The sequence below is a fragment of the Actinomadura harenae genome (assembly GCF_003696215.1).
In the GTDB taxonomy this organism is placed as follows: domain Bacteria; phylum Actinomycetota; class Actinomycetes; order Streptosporangiales; family Streptosporangiaceae; genus Spirillospora; species Spirillospora harenae.
The window spans coordinates 65,267-88,172 of sequence record NZ_RFFG01000020.1; the positions used below are offsets into that span (position 1 = coordinate 65,267).

The window sequence follows — 22,906 nt, forward strand, 5'->3', positions numbered from 1 at the left end:
GCCGCCCACGCCGGGCGGCCCGCCGTTCCCCACCGGTCAGGCCGGTAGCGGCTCCTCGATCTCCTCGATGCCGAGCGTCTTGGCCGTCGGGGAGGCCGGGACGTCGTCCTTCGCCGGGTACGTCCCGAGTGCCTGGTCCGAGATCGGCGTGACGACGCCGAACCAGTAGCGCTCGTTCCGGTAGTGGTGCAGGCGGTGGCTGCGCCAGGCGGCCCGGTAGGGCGCGTGCTTCGGGCGGTAGGACGAGTGGATCAGGAAGTGCGTCCACTCGTAGGCCGCGAGCGCGGTGAGCGACGTCGCGACACCGGTCATCGCGAGCCGCCGGTCGCGCAGGATCGCGGTGTTGAGGCCGACGATCCCCGCGATCACCCGGGTGGCCACCGGCATCGGGACGAACACCAGCTCGGCGTCGCGCGGGTCGCGGTGGTGCGCCCGGTGCTTGCGGGAGAGCAGCGGGTCGATCCGGCGGCCGTTCACGGTCCTCGGCCGCCAGTGCAGGACGCCCACGTGGACGATCCACTCGACGAACGGCTCGCCGGCGACGATCCCGGCGGCCACGGCCGCGTCCCGGCGCGTCCAGCGGCCGAGTGCGGCGCGCGCCGCCACGGCGGTCACGGCCGCCGGGACGAGCACCTTCGGGCTCGGATGCCGGAAGAACTCGCGGGCCGCGCCGGTCAGGGTCAGTCCCGGCTTGAGCCAGCCGGGGGTCTCGGGTCGGGGGCTCACGCTCGGTCCTCCTCGGAGAAGTGGGCCAGCACGGCTGCGCGGCCCTGGTCCAGCAGGGCGGCGGCGCGGGCGCGGGCCCGCTCGCCGTCCCCGGCCTCGACGGCCGCGATCAGGTCCCGGTGGGCGGGCACGTCGCGCCGCTCGTCCACGATGAGCAGGTCGACCAGCGCCTCGACCGGGCGGCAGGCGTCGCGCAGGACGTTCAGCGACAGGCGGTAGCAGACGTTCCCGGACGCCTCGACGAGCAGGTCCCAGAACCGGACGTCGATCGCGGCGAGCCCGGCGGCGTCGTCCGCGCCACCGCCCGCGACGAGGGCGTCCAGGTCGGCGAGGACGCCGTGGAGCGCGGCCCTGACCTCGGTGGACGCGCGCCCGGCGGCGAGGGACGCGGCGTCCGCGCCGATCGCCGTCCGCATCTCCATCACCGACCGGACGATCGTCGCGTCGATGCCGCCGTCCGCGCCGAGGAACAGCCGGGGCAGCACGTCGAGCCCGGCGGATCGGCGGAAGTCGCGCACCCGGGTCGCGCCCCCGTGCCGGATCTCGACCAGGCCGAGCTGGTCGAGCCGCTGGAGCGCCTCGCGCAGCGCCTGCCGGTTGACGCCGAACTCCTCGGTCAGCGCGCGCTCGGCCGGGAGGCGTTCGCCGACGGGCAGCGTGCCGTCCAGGATCCGGGCCGCGATCTGGTCGAAGACCGCCGACGCCACCGAGGTCCGCTCGACGGGGGAGAAACCGCTCATGCCGGAATTCTGGTGATCTGATGGTCGGCACGTCAACTGGTCCGACCACTTTCATGCGAAGAAACGCCGGCCGGTGTCCCCGCGGACGCCGGCCGGCGCTCAGGTGAGGCTCAGGCGCCCGGGTACGCGCCTCCGCCGTGCGCGGCGTCCAGGGCGTCGTAGTCGGGCGTGTGGCCGCGCTTCGGGATCGACTCCACGAAAACGACCTCGCGCGGCTTCTTGTACGACGCGATCTCGCCCCGGACGTGCTCGACGATCTGCTCCGCGGTCGCCTCCGCGCCGTCCTTCAGGACGACGACCGCCTTGGGGGACTGGCCGAACCGCTCGTCCGGGACGCCGATGACGGCCGCGTCCGCGACGGACGGATGCGTCTTCAGCGCGCGCTCGACCTCGGCGGGGTAGATGTTCTCGTTCGCCGACTTGATCATCCGCAGCGTGGGGCCGACGAAGGTCAGCGTGCCGTCGGCCTCGCGCCGTCCCAGGTCACCGGTGTGGTGCCAGCCGCCCGCCGCCTTCGCGGCGTTCAGCTCGGGACGGTTCCAGTAGCCGGAGAACAGGCTGTGCCCGCGCGCGCAGATCTCGCCGACCTCGCCCGGCGGCACCTCCCTGCCGTCGGCGTCGAGCAGCCGCACGTGGACGAGCGGGGACGGCCGTCCGGCGAACCCGGCGCCGCCCATGCCGAGCCCGAGGAAGGTCAGCATCCCGCCGACCTCGGTCTGCCCGTACCCGCCCATCCCGGACGCGCACCACGGGCTGTCGTCGACCGTGATCATCGCGTCCCACTCGGGGGAGTGCGACACGAAGCGCAGCGAGCTCAGGTCGTACTTCCCGCCCGCGTTCGCCTGGACGAGCCCGTCGATCATCGGCCCGAACAGGAACGCCTGCGTGCACCGCTCGGCGTCGATCAGGCGGCACACCTCGTCCGGCTCGTACGCGGGCGTGACGACGAGCCGTCCGCCGAGCTGGAACGTCGCGAGCGTGAACATCATCGTCCCGACGTGGAACATCGGGCCGCAGGCCAGGAACGTGAAGCCGTCCTCCATCTGCCGCATGTGCAGCAGGGCCATGCTGTGCGCGACGAGCGCCGTGTGGCTGAGCAGCGCCGCGTTCGGACGGCCGTCGAACGCGGCCGTGTACAGCGCGAGGACGGGAGCGCCGCCGTCGGCGGCCTCCGGCAGGTAGGGGTCCCCGGACGCCAGGAACGCCTCGTACTCCTCGCCCGACCGGAGCCACCGCGCGTCGAGCGGGACCTGCCCGCGCGCCTTCTCGACGGCCTCGGACTCCTCCCACACGACGACCTTCGGGGTCAGGTCGGCCAGGACGTGCGCGAGCTCGTCGGCGGACTGCCGCCAGTTCGCCGGGCAGAAGATCGCGCCGAGCCGTCCGCAGGCCAGCAGCAGTTCGAGGACGCGGAAGGAGTTCTGGCCGAGCCACAGCACCCGCCCGCCCGGCTCCACGCCGCCCGCGGCGAGGGCCCCGGCGAGCCGCGCGACCCGGTCGTCGAGTTCCGGATAGGTCAGCCGGACGTCGCCGTCGACGACCGCCGCGCCGGCGGGCCTGCCGCGGGCGTGCTCGGCGAGGACGTCTCCGAGGGTGAGCCGGTGTACTGCGGACATCGCGCCTCCAGGGGGTGGGATCAGCGGAACGCGGGCATGACCTCGGCCGCGAAGAACCTCAGGACCTTCTTCATCTCCGCAAGCGGCATCGGCCGGGTGGAGCCGAAGTCGCACATCAGGTGCCCGAAGCCCATCTCCCGGATCGCCTGGATCTGGCCGATGACGCGTTCGGGGTCGCCGATCACCTCGAGCTGCTCCCAGCGGAACTCGCTGTCGACCGAACCGCCCTTCAGATAGCGGTTCTGGTAGTACTCGAAGCCCTTGGCCGCCTGCCCGGTGGCCGAGTCGATCGGCGCGCTCTGCAGGTTGAAGATCCGGGAGCGGTCGAACGCCGCCTCGAACCGGGCCTGGTCCTCGCGGGCCTGCTCGATGGACGGCGCGGCGTACACGATCCGGCTCGCGACCAGCTCCACGTCATCGGTGTCCACGCCGTGCGCGGCGGCGGTCGCGTGCCAGGTGGCGGCGGCCTTGGCGATCTTCTTGAACGGCGCGGCCGGGTCGGCGAGGATCGGCAGCCCGCGCGCCGCGTACATCTCGACGGTCTCGGGGCTGACGGCCGCGACGTGCACCGGCGGGTGCGGCCGCTGCACGGGCTTCGGCATCAGGTTCAGCGGGTGCTCGGTCTCGAAGAACCGGCCCTTGTACTCGTAGTTCTCCTGCGTCCAGAGGCCGAGGATGACGTCGAGGGCCTCGTTGAACCGGTCCCGCGCCTCGGCGAGGTCGAGCCCGAAGTTCTCGAACTCGATCGCCTGGTAGCCGCGTCCGATGCCGAGCTGGAGGCGTCCGCCGGACAGCTGGTCCACCATCGCGGCCTCCTCGGCCACGTGGATCGGGTTGTGCAGCGGCAGGACGACGATGCCGGTGCCGAGCCGCAGCCGCTCGGTGCGCGCGGCCAGGTTCGCCAGCATCGTGAAGATGTTCGGGACGGTGCCGTACTCCCGGAAGTGGTGCTCGGCGATCCACACCCCGTCGAAGCCGAGCTCCTCCAGCAGTTCGACGATCTCGATCTGGTACTCGTACACCTCGCCCGGGGTCTGCCCCGCGAACTGGTGGAACAGATGGAAGGTCGAGAACTTCATCGGGCGGTCAGCCACGTCGCAGGCTCCTTCGTCAACGCGCGGGGCGGGCGCCCGCCCCGGGGGCGGAGCCGCACCCTGCCAACATTACGTACCAAGCGCTCGCTTGGGAAGCCTAACAGCCTGCCCGGCCGGACGGGAGCCGCACTGGAGGTTCGCCCGTTTCGATGAGATGTAAGTGTTATGTGCGACTTGTCAACTTACGTTCACCTCTGGGCGCCCCACCTCGGACTCACACCACCAGATCGACCAGAGGAACGGCACACGTGGGACGCACCACCACCATGACCGCGGGCGCCGCACTGCTCGCCGCGACGCTCACCCTGACCGCCTGCGGCGGCGACGGCGGCAAGAAGGACGACGCCGCACCGAAGAGCACCCTCGACGCGGCCACGTCGTCCGCCGCCCCGTCCGGCGCCGACAACTCCGCCAAGCCCCCGGCGGAGCTCGTGAAGACCGCGCTCGACGCCTTCAAGAACGCCAAGTCCGTGCGGATGAGGGGCGACTTCAAGGACGACGGGCAGGCGATGCGCCTTGACGCCCGGGTCGGCACCGACAAGGCGGACGGCACCATGCAGGGCGGCTTCGGGAGCGGCCCCTCCACCGTGAAGATCCGCACCACGGGCGGCAAGTTCTACATGAACGCCGACACCGCCTTCTGGGCGGACACGCTCGAGGACAAGACGACCGGGGCGGTGCTCGGCGGCAAGTGGGTGCTGTTCCCGTCGAGCCAGGCCAAGCAGTTCCAGACCTTCCTCGGCCTCCAGCAGTTCGACCAGGAGGTCTTCACCCCGTTGCGCAAGGAGTTCACCGCGTCCGGCGGGATCAGGACCCGCCGCGAGGACATCGGGGGAGTCCCGGCGATCGGCCTCACGGGCTCGAGCGGGAAGACGACGGTGTTCGTGTCCGCGAACGGGACGCCGCAGCTGCTCCGGATCAACTCCACGGCCCCGGTCGGCGAGCTGCCCGAGGGCACCTTCGACTTCTCCGAGTACGACGCGCCGCTCCAGATCGACGCCCCGGCGGACGTGGTCGACATCAGCAAGGTCAAGTGACCTCGCGTCCCTGAAGACGAGCCCGCCGCCCGGACTCTGCGGTCCGGGCGGCGGGCTCTCTCGTCGGAGACTCAGTGGGTGCGGCCTGGATGGCCCAACCCGGACGGGTCCGCGATGGGCTCCAGGGCGTGGTCGGCGGCCGGGACGTCGCCGACGCGGCCGAACTCCAGCGTGAGCAGCGCGGCCGCGAGCCAGCCGATGTCGCCCCACGAGCGGAACACGATGCTGCGCGGCCGGTAGCCGGGACGGAACTTGCGGTCGAACAGGTACAGCGACTCGACGGCGATCCACGGATCCAGCAGGTGCAGCGCCTGGTAGCCGGCCTTCTGGACCGGGCCGCGCTCGTCGGCGTCGAGCAGCTCGCGGAACGCGGCGAAGTTCAGCGACACGACGTCGATCCGCCGCTGTTTCGCCCACTCCGCGATGTCGGCGATCAGCCGCTCGTTCAGCCCGTTCGGGGCGTCCGGAAGCCGTCGCATCGCGTCCAGGCTGAGGCCCTGACCGGCGGAGACGTAGCGCTGGAAGGCGATCGGCGCGCCGTCCTCGCCGTAGGCGACCGCGACGACCGCGCCCGGGTGGTAGCCGGTGAGCAGCTCGTCCAGGTTCATGGAGAAACCGCGCTCGGCCGCTCCGCCGAGCGAGCGGTTCGCGACGTCCAGCAGGCCGCCGCGCAGCTCGTCGCCGATCTCCCGCTCCGGGACGATCTCGGACGTCACGCCGAAGTTGTGGGTGCGCCGGACCGCCTGCCGGACGTTGCGCATCTGCCGTCCGGACAGGGAGAACGTCTCGGGGAACAGCACGACCTCGTCGCCGAACCCGAACGAGCGCAGCCCGCCCCAGGACGGCACGAGCGCGGTGCTCGCGCCCAGCACGGCCGGACGCCAGCCGGACCGGCGGCACAGGTCGAGGAACGCGTTGATCGCGGAGTCGTGCGCGTCCGGCGCGCCGACCGGGTCGCCGCCCGCGACCGCGACGCCGAACAGCACCCGGTAGCCGATCGCGGCCCGTCCGTCCGGGCTGAACACGTACGCCTTGTCGCGGCGCAGCGCGAACGGCGCGAGCGTGTCCGAGCCGGGGTGCGCGACGAGGCCCGCGACGCGGCGGCGCTCGTCCTCGTCGCCGGGCGGCGGCGCGGGGTCGGGCGCGAGGAGCGTGACCACCAGGACCAGCAGGCCGACCCCGCCGATCAGCGACAGCGCGCCCGGCAGCCAGGCCGCCCCGCCGGACGGCCCGCCCGTCGCGGACAGGCCGTGCGCGACGTCCGGGCCGACCGAGCGGATCGTCACCCCGCCGAGCACCACGGTCAGGACCGCCGCGACCACCACCAGGACCGCGCCGAGCCGGACCGCCGACCGGATCCGGTCGTGGTGCGGGCGGACGACGAAGGTGTCGCGGCTGAACCACAGCGCGACCGCCGCGGCGGCGAGCACGGGCAGCCGCCAGTAGGCGTCGCCGCCGATCGCGACCGCCGCGAGGCCCATCCCGACCATGACCATGAGCCCGTACCAGGCGGCGCGGCGGCGCAGCAGCGCCCCGCGGGCGACGAAGACCAGCGCGATCGCGAGCACCACCGCGTGCGCGGGCGCCAGTGGGCGCCCGGTCGTGAGCAGCGACAGCCGGTCAAGCCAGGACGGCGTGCCGTGGACCGCGGGGACCGAGAGCATCGCCCCGACCCCCAGCGTCGCGACGGCGTGCGGCCAGGTGGGCGCCGCGTGCATCCCCGCGTGCGGCCTCCCGCCCGTCCCCGACGCCGTGCCTGACCCTGTGCCGGTCGCCGTGCCCGTGGTCGTGTCCAGCGCCGGGTCCTGCGCCGCAGTGCTCCTCGCTGCGTCGTGCCTCGCTGCGTCCACGGAAGACACCTCCGAACGGCTGCAACCACGGTCCGTGGGAACCCATTCCCGCCTGGAAACGTTTATTTACGGCCTTGGTGGGGCATTGGGCCTAGTTTCTCTGATGCGTGGACAGGTCGCCTGGTTCCGTCCTACCCACCGCTACGGTGCTTCCATGACTGGATTCCGTCATGTGGTGCTCTTCACATGGATCGAGGGTACGACCACCGCCCAGGTCGAGGAGGTAGCCGCGCGGCTGAGTGATCTTCCGGGGGTCGTCCCCGAGATCCGCGCCTACAGCCTCGGGTCGGACGCGGGGGTCAACCCCGGCAGCGCCGACTTCGCGATCGTGGCCGACTTCGACGACCGCGACGCCTATCTCGCCTACCGCGACAACCCGGAGCACCGGGCCGTGGTGGACGGCATGAAGCCGCTCATCGCGTCCCGGACCGCCGTCCAGTACGAGCTCTGAGTCGCCATGGGCCCGCGCTCCAGGGCTCGTCCGCCAGTCTAACCGAGCAAGCGCTTGTCTTAATCCCCGTGGCCGGGTTAGGTTCGGCGACGAGGCCCGCCGGGGACGGATCGCGCCCCGTCTCCGGCGGGCGTCCCCGCGGGCGCGCACCGGCGCCCGCGGCGTCCCGGACGACACGGCGCGGCCGGAGGCCGGATGAGGCAGGGGTTCTCGGGACGCGCGGCGGTCGCGGGGATCGGGATGACGGCGCTGTCCCGCGCGTCCGGCCGGACCGAACTGGCGCTCGCCGCCGAGGCCGCGCGCGCGGCCCTCGCGGAGGCCGCCGAGGCGACCGGCGGGGCCGCCGACACGCCCGACGCGATCCTCAGCTACCACCTGAACGATTCCACGCCCGTTCTTTACCTGGCCCGTGAGCTGGGCGTCACCGAGATCGGCTGGCACAACGAGATCTACGGCGGCGGGACGCAGAGCGCGTCGATCCTCGCGGACGCGGCGATGCTCATCGACGCGGGTCTCGCCCGGACCGTCCTGGTGTACCGGGCCCTGAACGGACGCTCCGGCAAGCGGATGAACGCGCTCGGCCTCAAACTCGGCGAAGGCACGGAAGAGCAGTTCACCCACCCCTACGGCATGGCCGGGCCCGTCCACCAGTTCGCCCTGGCCGGGCAGCGGTACCTGTACGACACCGGCCTCACCGAACGGCATCTGTACGCGGTCGTGGCCCAGTCTCGTGCGCACGCGGTCCGGAACCCGCGCGCGCTTCAGCGCCGCCGCCTCGCGATGTCCGACTACAAGGACAGCCCGATGGTCGCGTCCCCGCTGCGGCGCGTGGACTGCTGCCAGGAGACGGACGGCGCGTGCGCGCTCGTCCTCACCCGCGCCGACCTCGCCCCGGACGCCCCGCGCGTCCACGCGGTCGTGCGCGGCGGCGGGCCCGGCGCGTCCACGATGGACCGGGCGGGCGACGTCACCCGCCTCTTCTCCGCGTACGTCGCCCCTCCGCTGTACGAGGCGGCCGGGATGAGACCCGAGCAGATCGACGTGGCGCTGCTGTACGACGCCTACTCCTGGCTCGTCCCGCGCCAGCTCGAGGACTTCGGCCTGGTCGGACGGCCCGACCTGGGCGTCATGCTCGCCGCCGGGGAGATCGCCTGGAACGGCCGCCATCCCGTGAACCCGCACGGCGGCCTGCTGTCCGAGGGCTACGTCCACGGCCTCAACAACGTCGCCGAGGCCGTCCGGCAACTCCGCGGAACCGGCACGAACCAGGTCGCGGGCGCCTCGGTCGCCCTCTGCACCGGCTTCGGCGGAAGCTACGGCAGCGCCGCCGTCCTCACCCGCGCCTGAAGCCCTCCGGGGCAGGTCGTCCGGACGCCCCGGGCGGGGTTACCGTGACGGGGTGGGAGGCATCCGGAAGCCCCGCGTGCCGGCGGCGGTCGTGGACGGCGTCCTCACGCTGCTGGTCGCCGGGATCGTCGAGCTGATGGTGTACGTCAGCCAGGACCCGCGCGAACGCCCCGCCATCCCGCGCGACTACGTGCTCGGCGCGCTGCTGCCGCTGCCCGTCCTGCTGCACCGGCGGCGGCCGATGACGTCGCTGCTGCTCGCGGGCTTCCTGCTGACCGCCTACTTCGCGTCCGGGGCGCCGGGCTTCTCGCCGATCTGGGTGGTGGGCGTGCCGACGTTCTCCGCCGTCCTCGCCGGATACCTGCGCTGGGCGACGGGGATCAACGCGTTCTTCTTCGGCTTCGGGTTCCTCGCCGTGATCCGGAAGGGCGACCCGCCCGCGACCGCGGTCGCCGCGTTCCTCCAGCAGTGGGCGCTGGTCACGGTCGTGATCCTGCTCGCCGAGGTGATCCGCAGCCGCCGCGCGCTCGCCGCCGAGACCCGCGAGCGGCTCCGGATGGCGGGCGAGGAGAAGGAGCGCGAGGCCGCCCGGCGCGCCGCCGAGGAACGCCTCCGGATCGCCCGTGACCTGCACGACACCGTCGCGCACGGGATGGCGACGATCACCGTCCAGGCGGGCGCGGCGCTGCGCCGCCTCGCGGACCACCCGGCGGACGACCCGGTCCGCGCCGCCGTCGCCGCGATCCGCGCCAGCAGCAAGGAGTCGCTCGCGCAGCTGCGCGCCACCCTCGGCCTCCTGCGCGGGGACGGCGACGGGCCGCGCGCCCCCGGCCTCGGCCGCCTGCCGAGCCTGGTGGACGCGGTGCGCTCGGCGGGCCTGCCGGTCGAGGTCGAGGTGTCCGGGACGGCCGTCCCGCTGGACGCCGCGACCGACGAGGCCGCCTACCGCATCCTCCAGGAGTCGCTCACCAACGTCCTGCGCCACGCGGGCGACACGGCGACCGCGCGGATCACCATCGACCACTCCGGCCGGGACGTCCGCGTCGAGATCGCCGACGACGGCCCCGGCGGGACCCAGGGTTCGGACGCCGACGCCTCCGGGGGCGGCCACGGCCTCACCGGCATGCGCGAACGCGCCGAGGCCGTCGGCGGGACCCTGACCGCCGCCCCCGGGCCGGACCGGGGGTTCCGCGTCGTCGCCGTCCTCCCCGCGGCCCCCGCCGCGCCGGCGGACACTCCCGGGGGAGTACTCCGGGGGGAGTAGCCGTGCCGCGAAGTGTCTCCGGACACCCGACGCGCCGGGATGGGCCCCGGAGGGACCCTCCTGCCATGACCACGAAGACCATCTCCACCGACGGCGCGGTCGCCCGCCTCGCCCGGCTCTGCTACCGGCGGCGCCGGCTCGCCGTCCTGCTCTGGGTGCTCGGCGCGGTCGCCGTCATGGCGATCGGCTTCTCGATGTCGGCCAAGGCGTCCAACACCTTCGGGGGCGGCGGCTCCGGATCGGCGAGGGCGCAGAAGATCCTCGACGCGCACTTCCCGCAGGCGAACGGCGACAGCGTCACGCTCGCGATCCAGGCCGACGGCCGGGACGTCCGCGACCCCGCGGTCAGGGCCCTGGTCCAGCCCGCGCTCCAGCGGCTCGCCCGGACCCCGCACGTCACCGGCGTCGTCTCGCCCTACCAGGCGCCCGGCCGGATCTCCTCCGACGGGCACAGCGCCTTCGCCACCGCCCAGCTCGACGTCTCGTCCAACGACATGCCCGCGGGCGACGTCACCAAGCTGATCTCCGACGTCCGGGGCACCAAGGACGGCGTCCGGCTCGCGCTCGGCGGGAGCTCGGTCGCCTCCGCCGAGACGCCCGGCGGAGGTCCCACGGAGGGCATCGGCGTCCTCGCCGCGATGGTCATCCTGCTGATCGCGTTCGGATCCGTCCTGGCCATGGGCCTGCCGATCGTCACCGCGCTGTTCGGCATCGGCACCGCCCTCGCGCTCATCGGGCTGATCGGCCACCTGCTGCCCGCGCCCTCGTTCAGCCCGATCGTCGCCGCCCTCATCGGCCTCGGCGTCGGCATCGACTACGCGCTGTTCATCGTCACCCGCTACCGCGAGGCCCTGCACGACGGCGAGGACCCCGAGACCGCGACTGTCACCGCCCTGTCCACCGCCGGACGCGCCGTCCTGTTCGCCGGATCGACCGTCGTCGTGGCCATGCTCGGGCTGCTGGTCATGGGCGACAAGCTCCTCGCCGGGGTCGCGGTCGCCGCGTCCACCACGGTCCTGATGACGATGGTCACCGCCGTCACCCTGCTGCCCGCGCTGCTCGGCTTCACCGGCCGCGGCATCGACCGGCTGCGCGTGCCCGGCCTCGGCCGCCGCGCCGGGCGCCCCCTCGCCGAGCGCTGGGCGGACGTCGTCCAGAGGCGTCCCCTCCCGGCCGCGCTGATCGCCGCCGGACTGCTCCTCGTCCTCGCCGTCCCGGCGCTGTCGATGCGGCTCAGCCTGCCCGACTCGTCCACGCAGCCGCACGGCAACTCCGCGTACGCGGCGCACCAGATCCTGGCACGCGGCTTCGGCCCGGGCGTCGAGGCCCCGCTCGTCATCGTCGCCGAGGGCGGGGACGCGACCCGGGTCGCGGACGCCGTCCGCGCCACGCCGGGGGTCGAGAGCGTCCAGCCGCCGCGTCCCAGCGCCGACGGCGCGGCCTCGGTGACCATCGCCTACCCGCGCACCGGCGCCCAGGACGCCGCGACGCAGACGCTCGTCCACCGCCTGCGCGACACGGTCGTCCCGGACGCCACGCGCGGCACCGGCCTCGCCGGGAAGGTGTTCGTCGGCGGCCCGAACGCGGCCTCGATCGACTTCGCCGACAACGTCCAGCACCGCCTGCCCTGGCTCGTCGCGGTCGTCGTCGGGTTGTCGCTGTTCCTGCTGGTCGCGCTCGTCCGCTCGGTCGTCGTCGCCGTCCAGGCCGCGCTCATGAACCTGCTGTCGATCGCCGCCGCCTACGGTGTGCTGACCGCCGTCGTCCAGTGGGGCTGGGCGGGCGAGGCGCTCGGCTTCCCGGGCGCGATCCCGGTCGCGACCTGGGTCCCGATGATCATGTTCCCGATCCTATTCGGGCTGTCGATGGACTACGAGGTCTTCCTGGTCTCCCGCGTCCGGGAGAACCACGAGCTCGGCATGCCGACGCGGCAGGCCGTCGCGGGCGGCCTCGCGGGTACGGCCCGGGTCATCACGGCCGCCGCCGCGATCATGGTGATGGTCTTCTTCTCCGTCCTGCTCGGCGCGGACGTCGCGGTCAAGCAGGTCGGCCTCGGCATGGGCGTCGCGATCCTCATCGACGCGACCGTCGTCCGGATGCTGCTCGTCCCCGCGCTGATGGAACTCTGCGGCGAGGCCAACTGGTGGACCCCGAGGTTCCTCCGCCGGCGTCGCTCGGAGCTCGAGCCCGCCCCGGTGCCGACGCGCTGATGGCGAAGCCGACGCGCTTCCGTTCGCGTGCCGGATCGCCCTCGGCTCAGCCTCGGGAGCGGACGCTCATGATGGCGTCCCTGAGCTGCTGGAACGTCTCGGCCTCGACCAGCCGCGGGCCGGAGCGCAGCGGAACCATCGCCCACCAGGCGCCGGTCGCCTCGCCGTACCAGACCCGCACGCCGGGGAACTGCTCCATGAGCCCGCGTGCCATCGCCTCGCGCAGCTCGGCGGGCGGCGGTTCCTCCCGTCCGGCCCTGTGTCCCGGTGTTCCCGTCATGCCGCCCTCCCCCCGAAGTCCTCATCGTTCACAACGGCCCCGTCGCTTCGCGTGTGACCCTAACTTGGCAAGGTGTGACGAAAAGCACCGGGGCCCCTGGGAGGGACGTGCCGTGAGGGTTTCCCGGGCTCACGGAGCCGACGGTGGCCAGGTCGCGGGCACCCCTAGCGAATGTGAGTGTTTTTCATGTAATTTCCGTGTCCTGCGTCACAGGGGCGCAGCGCACATCGAGGGGTCGCATTGGCGTCGCGTCGGCTTCCGTTCCTGACCGCCGGGGTCCTCGCCGTCGCGGTGGTCGCCACCGCGCTGCTCGACCCCGTCGGGTTCTTCGCACTCTACGGTCTGCCCGGCGACCTCACCCCCCGTACCCGCTGGCAGCTCGCGCCGCTCGCCGTGCACCTGCCGCTCGTCCTCGCCGGGACGGCCTGGGTGACGCACGTGTTCGGACGCCTGCCGCGCAGGCGCTTCGCCACGGTCTGGGCCGGAACCGTCCTCGCCGTCCTGGTGGCCAAGGCCGTGACGGTCGCCGTGGCGACGGTCCCGATGTTCGGGTTCGGCGACATCGTCTGGTCGACGTCGTACACGGTTCCGAAGGCCGCGCTGTACGCGCTGCTCCCGGCGGCGGTGGCGTGGTGGTTCGGCCGTTCGTCCCGGCCCGCGGAGGAAGCGGAAGCGGAGGCCGCGCCCGTCTCCGCCTGGGCGGTCGCGGGGACGGCGACGCTCGCGGCGGCCGTCAGCGGCCCGTGGGTGTCCTCGCACTGGTCACGGGACCTGCCCGGGTGGGTGCCGTCGGCGTCCCCGGACGCCGAACCCTGGGCGTTCGCCGCCGGGCTCGCCGTCCTGTTCCTCCTGCTCGCACGCACGCAGCGGACGTTCGCCCGCCGCTCCGGCGGCCTCCCCGCGACCTTCCTGGGCGGCTGGATCGCGACGCTCTGGGCGGGCGCGGGCCTCGGCGTCGCACAGGTCGTCGCGCTCGTCATCTCGGACGGCTTCGGAAGCCCCCTCCAAACCCCCGCCGCCCTGTACGTCCGGATCGCCGAGGGGGTCTCGTTGGGCCTGGCGGTCGGCTGGACGGCCGGACTCGCCGCGCTCCTCCTCACCGTCCCCGCCGGCCGCCTCGTCCGGCCCGCCCACCGGATCGGACGGGCCGTCCCCGGCGTGCTCGCGGTCGTCGTCCTGGCGGGCGTGGTCGTGGCGGCGGGCGGTTCCGATTCGGGGGCGTCCACCGTGCCGTCCGGCCGTGTGGGGGACGGGCTGTCGCCGCTGCGGGCCGTCCGCGGCGACCATCCGCGGATCGTGGACGCGGCGGGACGCCAGGTCCTGCTGCGCGGCGTCAACGTCAACCAGCTCGTCGACTTCTACGCCGGACGCCCCGGCTTCCCCGCGACCCGTCCGCTCGGCGAGGACGACTTCCGGCAGATGGCGGGGCTCGGGTTCGACGTCGTCCGGCTCGGCGTCTCCTGGTCCGCGATCGAGCCCTCGCCCGGCCGCTACGACCAGTCCTACCTGGGACGGGTCGACCAGGCCATCGCCTGGGCGCGCGCGAACGACATGTACACCGTCCTCGACATGCACCAGGACGGGTGGAGCAACGCGCCGACCCCGCGCGGCGCGTCCTGCCCCGCCGGGACCTCGCGCATGGACGGCTACGACGGCGCGCCCACCTGGGCGACGCACGCGGACGGCGCGCCCCGCTGCCAGTTCACCGGACGCGACATCTCCCCGGCGGGCGACCGCGCGTTCACGAACTTCTACTACGACCGCGACGGTGTCCAGACCCGCCTCGTGGACACCTGGGGCATGCTCGCCGCCCGCTACGGCACCGACCCGTCCGTCGCCGGATTCGACCCGCTCAACGAGCCCGGCTTCGGCGAGCAGGCCCCGGTCACCTCGACGCTGCTGCTCGGCCGCTTCTACGACCGGGTCCTGGAGCGGATCCGGTCCGCCGAGGCCCGCCCGCACCTGTTCTTCGCCGAGCCGAGCATCTTCTGGTCGGGCACCGGCTTCGACCCGATGCCCCGCGGCTCCTTCACCGGCGACCCCGACGTGGTGTTCGCCCCGCACCTCTACGCCGAGTCGATCACCATGGACGCCTCGCTCGGCCTCCCGGCGATCACGTCGGTCGAGCACGGCTTCACCCTCGCGTCCCGCATCGCCCGGAACATCCCGGTCTGGAGCGGCGAATGGGGCTACTGGGGCTCGGAGCAGAGCATCCACGACAAGATCCGGCGCTACGCCGCCCAAGAGGACCGTCACGGCATCGGAGGCGCGTTCTGGGTGTGGAAGCAGGCCTGCGGCGACCCCCAGAACGGCGCCGAACCCATCGGCAACGCCCTCAACAAGGTGGACTGCGCCACGGGCAAGGACCTCCCGCGCGACTCCGTCACCGTCGAGACCCTGTCCCGCGCCTACCCCCGCGCCGTCCCAGGACGCCTGACGAAGCTCACCCACACGCGCGCAGGAGGAATCCACCTGGAAGGGACGGCCTCCGGCGGAGACTGCGCCCTGGACATCTGGCTCCCCGACTCGGCGGCCCGCCCCGTCCTCGTCACGCGCGGGAAGAACGTCGAGTTCACCGGCCGCCGCGTCGCGGGCGCCTGGCGGGTCGGAGGCTGCGCCACCGGCCGCTACAGCCTCGACATCGACTGACGCCCAGGGAAGGCGCCCAGGAAGGCGCCGAGGGAAGGCGCCCAGGGAAGGCGCCCAGGGAAGGCGCCCAGGGAAGACGAAAAGCCCGCTCCGGCGCCACGGCGCGCGGAGCGGGCTCCAGAAGAACCGAACCTCAGTGGGTGTTGATCCCGTCGAACATGACCTTCAGGTAGTGGTCGGCGAGACCCTGCGCGTTGAGGCGCCCACCGGGCTTGAACCAGCGGACCGCGACCCAGACGGTGTCGCGGATCATCCGGTAGGTCAGCTTCGGGTCGACGTCGGCGCGGAACAGCTCCTGCTCCTGACCGGCCTTGATGGTGTCCACCCACATCTTCTCCACCTCGTCCTCGGACTTGGTGAGGTAGGCGAACCGCTCCATGCCCTTGAGGTAGTTCCAGTCGTTCTGCATGACCGTGATCGCGGCGCGGTGCGGCTCCAGCGTGCCGAACGCGATGCGGACCAGGCCCGCGATGGTCGTCCGCGGGTCCTCGCCCCGGTCGATGACCTCCCGGTACCGGGTCATGATCTCTTCGAAGAACCCGGACAGGATCTCGTCCACGATCGACTCCTTGGAGTCGAAGTGGTGGTAGAGACTGCCGGAGAGGATGCCCGCCTCGTCCGCGATGTTGCGCACCGTCGTGGCCTGGAAGCCCTTCTCGGCGAACAGCTCGGCGGCGAGCCGCACCAGGTGCTCGCGGCGCTCCGACGCGGCGGCCGACGAGCCCCTGCCGCGGCGGCGGGCGGCGGGCTCCCCGCCGCCGGATTCGGGTCGTCCGGAATTAGTGCTCGTGGTCGTCACGCTCTCATTATGCCGCGTCCGCCCAACCGCTTGCTCAAATCTGCCGCGCTCCCCTTCCGGAGGTGGGGATCTAGCGCTTGCTTCGTGCCGGGGACGCAGGTGGCGGGCCCGGCGGCGGCTCATGCCATCGAACCCGGCGCCCTGCCAGGACGGCCTGTCCCAAACCGGCCCGACGATGCCCGACGGGGAGGGCCTAGGCGTCCGGGGCCGAGTCCTTCAGGCGGGCGCGGAGGAGGGTGAGGAGATCGTCGCTGCGTTCCGTCATGCGCTCGATCTCGGGGAGCGCCATGTCGTCCCGGACGGTCTCGGCGAGCAGTTCGTCGTACTCGTGCGCGCGCCCGGTGAGGTCGTCCACGCGGCGCTGGGCGACGAGGACCTCGTCGGCCGCGCGGACATGGTCGGCGTACCGCTCCAGCGCCTCGACGCGGCGGGTCACGGCGGTCACCGACCGGTTCAGCTTCTCCCGCAGGGGACGCAGCACCGCCTCGACCTCGGGGACGTCGCCGTCCCGCTCCGGCTCGTCCGCGCGCAGGCGCGACTGGCGGGCCAGGGCGTGCGCGATCTCCCACTCCTCGCGCGGCAGGATCACCGCGTTCTCGGCGCTCTCGAGGAGGCCCTCCCGGTTGACCTCGCTCGCGCGGACGGCGTCCACGGCCGTCTGCGTGCGCGCGAGCAGGGCCCGCGCCTCGTCGTCCAGGTCCTCCGGCACGACGAAGCGGTCCCGGCGCTTGTCCAGCTCGTGCGCGCGCGTCAGGTCGAGGAAGACCGTCGGCGCGCCGATCGCGACCAGGGCGGCCAGCATCGTCATGCCGAGCAGCCACATGGATCCGAGCACGGGCAGCCCCGCGAACCCCATGCCCAGAACCGAGAACGGTGCGAGCGCCACCAGCGGACGCCGCCGCCGGACGAGCGGGTCGAGTTCGGCCCGCAGCGTCGGGTCGGTCACCGGACGGGGCTCCGAGGCGTCCGGGGACGGCTCGGACCCCACGTCCGCGACGCGGCGCCAGTACGTGCGCACATGGGTCTCGAACGCGAAGTCGGTAGCGGGGATCTCGACCTCGGTGGGACCGTCGGGCAGCGGCCACGAACCCACAGGGTCACCGCCGCCCGTCCCGGCGAAGCGGACCCACCAGCCGCCCTTGCCGTCATCGCACCGGTAGCGGCCGGGTTGGATGTCGATTCCTACGAAGAATGTTCCGATGCCTGGAATGGACTCGTTCCAGGTTCTCCTGGCCACGGCGACCTCCGAACCGCCTCGCGCCGCTCGGATTCCTCTCCGGCCGCACCCGCGCGCCGCGTCCCCTGCGGCGTCGAAGCGATATGTGTGCCCGTACCCCGATGCGTGGCGGGGAAGCCGCGTCCGGGGCAGGAGATTGGAACTGGGATACTCCAGGCGTGCGACCCGACTACGACCCGCTTGACGATCCGCCCTGGGCGATGCAACTGGTGGTCCGCGTGGAGAAGACCGATCCACCGAGCCATGACGCCGTGTGCGCCGCGGCCGCGACGGCCGTGGTGCGGCTGCTGGCCGACCCGCGTGCGCAGGAGCCCGAGGGCGAATGGCACGCCTGCGTCCAGGGCTGGGAGTCACGGCGCATCCGCAAGGTGGCCCGGCGCGCGCGCGGAGTGCGATGGCCTGAGGCCCAGGAACTCCCGGGCGTCACGGCCGAGGCCTATGGCGCGCAGGTGCGCGCGTTCCCTCCGGGCCCGATGGACGAGGTCCCGCCACAGATCACCAAACTTCAGGTCGCCGGCCTGGATCTGCCGCTCGCCGAGGAGCCCCTCCCACCGCCGGACGGCCCACACGCCCAGATCGCGCTGAACCCGAACGTCACGATGACCACCGGTAAGGCCGCGGCCCAGAGCGGGCACGCCGCTCACCTCCTGCTACGGCAGGCGGGCGCGCGCGCACGGAAGAGCTGGCTCGAGAACGGCCTGCGCGTGCACCTGGCCCGGGACGTCCCCTGGAACGAGTGTGTGGACCGTGCCACCGTGGCCGTCCGCGATGGCGGGTTCACCGAGGTCCCGCCCGGAACCATGACGGCCATCGCCTGGATCGCGGGCTGACGCCGACCGTGCCCTGAGGGCGGCCCCAGGTCCCAGAGCCTGGTGGCCGCCCTCAGGGGCGTCTGCGTCAGGGAAGGACGACCGCCACGGGGACGATGCCCGCCTGGCGGATGAGGGACGGCAGCCGTCCCGCGAACGGGTGGTGGTCGGTCGGAAGGCCACCGGGATTGTCGATCACGTAGTGGACGACATCACCCGCACGCCGCTCCGCATAGTGCGCGCCCACCGAACGCAGGATCGCGGCCGTCCGGTCTGCGTCGCCCACCTTGACCGACACCCGGATCGGGGATTCGACCTGGAGCGGAGCGTTCGCCACCGCGCGCGGACGAGCCGCCGCCAGCCCGGACACCCCGGCCTTCGGATCGGGCCCGAGCAGAGCGTTGTACAGCAGCTTCGCCGTTCCGTCGCTGAACGCGCGGAAGTTGGGCTCGCCGCCGAACAGGACCGTCCGGCCCTTGCCCACCGGCTCGTCCGTCACGGCCGCGGTCCCGCCCAGTTCGGACGCCCCGTGCTCGTAGCCCGAGACGAACCAGTCCGCCGACGACGCGTCCGGGTAGCCGACCGCGACCTTGGCCGGGTCGCTCTGCCGCATCACCGGGTCGTAGGCGTAGAACTGCCAGGCCGTGGCGCCGACCCCGCGCGCGAGCGGGCTGCGGCCGTCCACCTTCACACGGAACAGCGAGCCCGGGACGTCCGACGTTGGGTCGGTGAACGTGTCGGTCGTGATGCCCAGGCGCGCGGCGAGCTGCGCGCCGCCCTGCCAGCCGACGTACCGGCCGCCGCCCTGGACGAACGTCGTCAGGGCGGCCCGTCCCGCGTCGCCCAGGGCCTGGTCGGCCGCCTCGGCGGGGCCGTCCGGGACGACAAGCGCCCGCACGCCCGCGAGCTTCCCGGACGCCACGTCGGCCGGGCTGAGCAGCGTGTACGGCAGCCTCCACTCGCGGTCGAACCGGGACCGCAGCCAGCCCGCCGACTGCCGCGCGCTGGACGACGTCCCGGACAACTGGAGAATTCCGATCTTCGGCACGTTTCCGGAATGCCCCGGTGTCTCCGCGGGCAGCGGCGGGACCTTCTCGACGGCCGGACGGAGCACCGCCCCCGACGACCCGCCCGCGACGTTCTGCAGCAGCGGCATCGACCACGCGGTCACGTCGTAGAAGTACGGGAACGGGGTATACGAATCCTCGTTCAGCATGGCCTGGATCCAGTGCTTCTGGCCCTGCGCCATGCTGATCGAATAGGTCCCCGCGGGCAGTGTCGCCGAGGTCTCGGCGCGTCCGTAGGGCTTGAAGTCGGGCACGCTCAACGGCCGGACGAGCCGGTCCACCCGCACGCCCATCCGCTGCAGCCGCCGCACGATCGTCCGGACCTCGGGCCCCTTCGCCGGATCGTCCGCACGCAGGAAGTACGTCCGGACGAGCCGGTCCGGGACCTGCCGGTCGATCTTGTTCGGCGGGTTGTAGATCTGGTTCGGCTCCAGCTTCCCGGCCACGCCCTGCCGGTAGGCGTCCACGGCCATCTGATGCCACTCGGTCAGGATCCGCCGCCGGTTCAGCGCGGCCTGCGACAGCGACACCCACTGCGTCAGGTAGTGCTCCTCGACCCGTTCGGGGTAGGGGCTCTCGTCGCCCTTCTCGAGCGTCATCCCGGCGGCGAGGAAGCCGGAGATCGGGACCGTGTCGCCGTACCCCTGGTAGAAGAGGTCGTAGGTGTCCCGGTTGAAGAAGTCGATGCCCTGGCGCTTGAACTCGGCCGCCATCGACGCGCCGTACACGTCGTTGATCCAGCCGATCGCCTGTTCGGGCGTCTCGTGGTAGATCGGGTCGGCGTTCGGCGGGAAGAAGAACGACGTCCCGCCCATCTCGTGCGCGTCGATGTACAGCACCGGCGGGTACTGGTTCAGCATCGAGAGCTTGCCGTCGACCTCGGGCTGCGTGCGCGCGAACCAGTCGCGGTTCATGTCGAAGCCGTAGGCGTTCTGGCGGGTGTCCAGCGTCCGGCCGTCCGGGTTCTGGGTCGGCAGGACGACCACGAGCGCGTTGTCGAGGATCGTCCGCGCGGCGCAGTCGGTGCGGTCGCCCAGGTCGCGCAGCACCTTCAGCGCCGCGTCGGTTCCGCTGGGCTCGTCGCCGTGCACATTGGCGCTGACCCACAGGATCGGGACGCCGTGCTTGGCGAGCCGCTCGGCGAGCTTCGCGGGCGTGCTGGGATCGCGCAGGGTCGCCGCGTCCTCGCGCACGCGCGCGAGCCCGGCACGGGTGAGCAGTTCGGGACGTCCGACGATCGCGTACTTCAGCGGACGCCCCTGGGCGGTCTTGGCGAGCGTCCCGGACACGACGCGTTCGCTGGACGCCGCGACGGCCTCCAGATAGCGGTCGGACTCGGCGGCGGTCACCTCGCGGTCGCCCAGCTCGATGCCGAGGACCTGCTTCGGGGACGGGACCTTCCCCCGGTACACGGGCGTGGTCCGGGTGGGGTCGCAGGAGGGGGACGAGGGCGGTGCGGCGGAGGCGGACGTCGCGAGCGCGGCCGGCGTCGTGAGCGACGCGGCCGCGACGAGCGACACCGCCAGGCGTGAGGCTCTCATGCCTTCGCAAGGTGACATATGTCCCGTCATGCACCAAGGGCAACTTCTGCCAAGATCCGTCCTCCGCCCGGGGCTACCGCACGGGGCGCGAACGTGGTTCGGTGCGGGGAGCGACAATCCGCCACCGGATACTGGGAGGAACCGATGCGCGCCGCGCTGACGACCAAGGACAACAGCCTCACCGTCACCGACGTCCCGGACCCCGTGCCCCTCGACGGGCAGCTCCTGGTGCGGACCCTCGCCTGCGGCATCTGCGGCTCCGACCTGCACGCCCTCGCCGACCCCGACGGCTTCATGGAGACCACCCGCCGCTCCGGCGGCACCCCCTACGACCCGCGCGACGGCCTCGTCTTCGGCCACGAGTTCGCCGCCGAGATCGTGGCCCACGGCCCCGGCACCGAGAGGACCCTGCCCGTCGGGACGGTCGTCTGCGGACCGCCCATCGCCCTCGGCCCGCAAGGCGCCGGGATCGTCGGCTACGCCCCCATGTTCCCCGGCGGGTACGGCGAGTACATGATCCTCAACGAGGGCCTCGCGATGCCCGTGCCGGACGGCCTGGACCCGAAGGTCGCCGCGATCACCGAGCCGTTCTCGGTCGGGGCCCGCGCCGTCCGGCGCAGCGGGATCGCGTCCGGCGACGTCGCGGTCGTCCTCGGCCTCGGCCCGATCGGCCTCGGCGTCGTCGCCCAGCTCAAGGCCCGCGGCCACGGCCCGGTCATCGCCGTGGACTTCTCCCCGCGCCGCCGCGCCCTCGCCGAGGCCCTCGGCGCGGACGAGGTGATCGACCCGGCCGTCGCGTCCCCGTACACCCGCTGGGCCGAGTTCGGCGTCCCGGTCACCACCGTCGACCGCATCGCCGCCGAGCTCTTCGGAACCACGCCGCCCGGCGCCGTCGTGTTCGAGTGCGTCGGCGTCCCCGGCGTCCTGCAGCAGGTCATCGACGGCGCCCCCGCGGGCGCCACGGTCATGCTCGTCGGCGTCTGCATGCAGCCCGACACCGTCGAGCCGGGCGTCGCCGCGTCCAAGGAGATCACCGTCCGCGGCACCTTCGGCGCCATGCCCGACGAGTACCGGGCCACCCTCCACGACATCGCCGCCGGCCGCATCGACGCGGGCTCCATCATCACCGGCGAGGTCGGCCTCCCCGGCCTCGCCCAGGCCTTCACCGACCTGGCCGACCCCGAACACCACGCCAAGATCATCGTCCGCCCCTGAACGAGACCCCACCCGCGCCCCCGCGTCCACCGCGCGGCCGTACCGCTTCGTCCTGCGTGGCCGTGGCCGAACGCTCGTGTGGGACCTGTGGCTTGTGGGGGAGCGTCAAAAACGCCGTGCACCGGGCGCCGTCAAGGCGCCCGGTGCACGGCTCAAGGTTCTCGGGTGGTCAGGAGCGCGACGGGGGAGCCGGGCGGGGGATGCGGTTCAGTGCCGCCAGCGCCAGCTCCTGGGTGCGCGTGAGGCCGCCGCCGTCGGCCGCGCCGCCCGAGCCGCTGTTGAGACGGGCCTTGACGCCGAGCCCGTACGAGACGAACAGCAGGACGCCGAACAGGATCAGGTAGCCGAAGTGCTCCGCGAGGCCGCCCCACTTGCCGCGCAGGACGTCCAGGACGGCGAGGACGCCGAAGCCCGCCATCCAGCCCGCGAGCGGCGGCAGGAACCACACGTCGCGGCGGCGCAGCAGCCCCGCGACGGTGAGCACGACGAGCAGCAGCTCCAGCCCCTTCACCCCCGCGAGGACGGTGCCCGCGACGCCGGAGTCCAGGTAGGACGCGACCTGGTCGCGCCGGTCGCTCCACGACAGGACCGCCGCGACGGCGCTCGCCAGGCCGTACGCGATCAGGAAGACGCCGACCGGGTAGTGCAGCCGGTGCCAGTACGCGGACGCCCCGGACCGCTTCGGTCCCGGCGGCGTCACCGGACCCGGGCCGGACGCCGACACGGCGGCCTGCTCGGGATACGCCGGTGGCGCGGAACCGAACCGAGCGTCATCGGGCCGCTGAGGAAGCCGGTTGTCCGGCCTCGTCAGGTCGGCCCGCCAGTCCCGATCAGCCCCACTCATCCCGGTTTCCCGCCTTCCTCGCCTTGGCCAAGCGCACGATATCCCGATTATCAGACACATGATCGGGCGGATCGGTTCGCACACGCCGTCCACGACCTGCCGAGTGATCGAACACGGGCGCGCCACGGCC

18 protein-coding genes are annotated in these 22,906 nt (G+C 72.9%); 8 read left to right on the plus strand and 10 right to left on the minus strand.

Annotation, left to right across the window (positions count from 1 at the left end):
• Window positions 1-36: 36 nt before the first annotated feature.
• The 4 genes from EBO15_RS13770 to EBO15_RS13785 all read right to left on the minus strand — a co-directional run bounded on the left by EBO15_RS13770 (window position 37) and on the right by EBO15_RS13785 (window position 4,161).
• Window positions 37-726 (minus strand): sterol desaturase family protein, encoded by a 690-nt coding sequence (locus EBO15_RS13770; RefSeq protein WP_122194758.1) that lies wholly within the window; start codon window positions 724-726, stop codon window positions 37-39.
• On the minus strand, window positions 723-1,466 hold the full coding sequence (locus EBO15_RS13775; protein WP_122194759.1) for a FadR/GntR family transcriptional regulator: 744 nt from the start codon (window positions 1,464-1,466) through the stop codon (window positions 723-725). The genes EBO15_RS13770 and EBO15_RS13775 overlap by 4 nt, the downstream gene beginning before the upstream one ends.
• Before the next feature lie 110 nt (window positions 1,467-1,576).
• The gene (locus tag EBO15_RS13780; protein ID WP_122194760.1) at window positions 1,577-3,082 is read right to left on the minus strand and encodes an AMP-binding protein; all 1,506 of its coding nucleotides are present in this window, start codon (window positions 3,080-3,082) and stop codon (window positions 1,577-1,579) included.
• 20 nt (window positions 3,083-3,102) lie between these two features.
• Window positions 3,103-4,161, minus strand: a complete 1,059-nt coding sequence (locus tag EBO15_RS13785) for an LLM class flavin-dependent oxidoreductase (RefSeq protein WP_122194761.1) — start codon at window positions 4,159-4,161, stop codon at window positions 3,103-3,105.
• A gap of 263 nt (window positions 4,162-4,424) precedes the next feature.
• Here EBO15_RS13785 and EBO15_RS13790 point away from each other — a divergent pair, with 263 nt between their 5' ends.
• The gene (locus tag EBO15_RS13790; RefSeq protein WP_122194762.1) at window positions 4,425-5,213 is read left to right on the plus strand and encodes a hypothetical protein; all 789 of its coding nucleotides are present in this window, start codon (window positions 4,425-4,427) and stop codon (window positions 5,211-5,213) included.
• 71 nt (window positions 5,214-5,284) lie between these two features.
• On the opposite strand, the gene EBO15_RS13795 is transcribed toward EBO15_RS13790, so the two are convergent.
• Window positions 5,285-7,063, minus strand: coding sequence for a bifunctional lysylphosphatidylglycerol flippase/synthetase MprF (locus EBO15_RS13795; protein WP_147481487.1), 1,779 nt, complete (start codon window positions 7,061-7,063; stop codon window positions 5,285-5,287).
• A 154-nt stretch (window positions 7,064-7,217) separates the two neighbouring features.
• Between EBO15_RS13795 and EBO15_RS13800 the strand changes: the two genes are divergently transcribed.
• The 4 genes from EBO15_RS13800 (at window position 7,218) to EBO15_RS13815 (ending at window position 12,335) form a co-directional block, all read left to right on the plus strand.
• Window positions 7,218-7,514, plus strand: a complete 297-nt coding sequence (locus tag EBO15_RS13800; RefSeq protein ID WP_122194803.1) for a Dabb family protein — start codon at window positions 7,218-7,220, stop codon at window positions 7,512-7,514.
• A gap of 195 nt (window positions 7,515-7,709) precedes the next feature.
• A complete protein-coding gene (locus EBO15_RS13805; RefSeq protein WP_122194764.1) occupies window positions 7,710-8,861 on the plus strand; it encodes a thiolase C-terminal domain-containing protein in 1,152 nt (383 codons plus the stop codon).
• A gap of 52 nt (window positions 8,862-8,913) precedes the next feature.
• Complete coding sequence (locus EBO15_RS13810; protein ID WP_122194765.1) at window positions 8,914-10,125, plus strand: sensor histidine kinase; 1,212 nt, start codon at window positions 8,914-8,916, stop codon at window positions 10,123-10,125.
• A 65-nt stretch (window positions 10,126-10,190) separates the two neighbouring features.
• The gene (locus EBO15_RS13815; protein WP_122194766.1) at window positions 10,191-12,335 is read left to right on the plus strand and encodes an MMPL family transporter; all 2,145 of its coding nucleotides are present in this window, start codon (window positions 10,191-10,193) and stop codon (window positions 12,333-12,335) included.
• A 46-nt stretch (window positions 12,336-12,381) separates the two neighbouring features.
• Here the strand turns inward: EBO15_RS13815 and EBO15_RS13820 are convergent, their stop codons facing one another.
• A complete protein-coding gene (locus EBO15_RS13820) occupies window positions 12,382-12,615 on the minus strand; it encodes a hypothetical protein (protein ID WP_122194767.1) in 234 nt (77 codons plus the stop codon).
• 240 nt (window positions 12,616-12,855) lie between these two features.
• On the opposite strand from EBO15_RS13820, the gene EBO15_RS13825 reads away from it, so the two are divergent.
• On the plus strand, window positions 12,856-15,264 hold the full coding sequence (locus tag EBO15_RS13825; protein ID WP_122194768.1) for a cellulase family glycosylhydrolase: 2,409 nt from the start codon (window positions 12,856-12,858) through the stop codon (window positions 15,262-15,264).
• 133 nt (window positions 15,265-15,397) lie between these two features.
• Here the strand turns inward: EBO15_RS13825 and EBO15_RS13830 are convergent, their stop codons facing one another.
• Both EBO15_RS13830 and EBO15_RS13835 read right to left on the minus strand, forming a co-directional pair.
• Window positions 15,398-16,063: a TetR/AcrR family transcriptional regulator gene (locus tag EBO15_RS13830; protein ID WP_122194769.1), complete on the minus strand. Its 666-nt coding sequence runs from the start codon at window positions 16,061-16,063 to the stop codon at window positions 15,398-15,400.
• A gap of 193 nt (window positions 16,064-16,256) precedes the next feature.
• Window positions 16,257-17,300: a hypothetical protein gene (locus tag EBO15_RS13835; protein WP_122194770.1), complete on the minus strand. Its 1,044-nt coding sequence runs from the start codon at window positions 17,298-17,300 to the stop codon at window positions 16,257-16,259.
• Window positions 17,301-17,458: 158 nt separating this feature from the next.
• On the opposite strand from EBO15_RS13835, the gene EBO15_RS13840 reads away from it, so the two are divergent.
• The gene (locus tag EBO15_RS13840; protein WP_122194771.1) at window positions 17,459-18,130 is read left to right on the plus strand and encodes an aminoacyl-tRNA hydrolase; all 672 of its coding nucleotides are present in this window, start codon (window positions 17,459-17,461) and stop codon (window positions 18,128-18,130) included.
• Window positions 18,131-18,197: 67 nt separating this feature from the next.
• On the opposite strand, the gene EBO15_RS13845 is transcribed toward EBO15_RS13840, so the two are convergent.
• Window positions 18,198-20,717 (minus strand): M14 family zinc carboxypeptidase, encoded by a 2,520-nt coding sequence (locus tag EBO15_RS13845; protein WP_122194772.1) that lies wholly within the window; start codon window positions 20,715-20,717, stop codon window positions 18,198-18,200.
• Between the two features lie 144 nt (window positions 20,718-20,861).
• Here EBO15_RS13845 and EBO15_RS13850 point away from each other — a divergent pair, with 144 nt between their 5' ends.
• Window positions 20,862-21,932 (plus strand): zinc-binding dehydrogenase, encoded by a 1,071-nt coding sequence (locus EBO15_RS13850; RefSeq protein WP_122194773.1) that lies wholly within the window; start codon window positions 20,862-20,864, stop codon window positions 21,930-21,932.
• A gap of 169 nt (window positions 21,933-22,101) precedes the next feature.
• On the opposite strand, the gene EBO15_RS13855 is transcribed toward EBO15_RS13850, so the two are convergent.
• On the minus strand, window positions 22,102-22,776 hold the full coding sequence (locus EBO15_RS13855) for a hypothetical protein (RefSeq protein ID WP_147481488.1): 675 nt from the start codon (window positions 22,774-22,776) through the stop codon (window positions 22,102-22,104).
• Between the last annotated feature and the right edge of the window lie 130 nt (window positions 22,777-22,906).